The organism is Streptococcus sp. CCH5-D3, assembly GCF_001556435.1.
Classification (GTDB): Bacteria; Bacillota; Bacilli; order Lactobacillales; family Streptococcaceae; genus Streptococcus.
The window spans coordinates 1-385 of record NZ_LSIW01000171.1 but is presented as its reverse complement, the minus strand read 5'-3'; the positions used below and the strand labels follow the sequence as shown (position 1 = coordinate 385).

The following is a 385-nucleotide window of genomic DNA, read 5'->3' as shown; positions in this document are numbered from 1 at the left end:
GCCGAAGCAGGCTCAACCGTAGAAGTTACTCTTCCAGATGGCTCTAAAGTATCAGGAACAGCTGATCAAGATGGAAACTACAGTGTTCCGGTAAGTGGCTTGAACGAAGGTGACACAGTTTCTGTCACTGCGACAGACGAAGCTGGTAATAAGTCAGATGCGACAACTGCAACTGTAGCGAAAGCAAATGATAAGACAGCTCCACTAGCACCAGTTGTGAACACCGTTAAAGCAGGTGATACTGCAGTAACAGGTACAGCTGAAGCAGGCTCAACCGTAGAAGTCACTCTTCCAGATGGCTCTAAGGTATCAGCAACAGCAGACCAAGATGGTAACTTCAGCGTTCCAGTAAGTGGTTTGAACGAAGGTGCTACAGTATCTGTGA

General features: G+C 47.3%; 1 protein-coding gene. It reads left to right on the top strand.

All coding sequences use genetic code 11. The features are described 5' to 3' along the window. A partial coding sequence (locus AX662_RS09785; RefSeq protein ID WP_231728439.1) for an Ig-like domain-containing protein occupies positions 1 to 385 on the top strand: 385 nt, incomplete at both ends.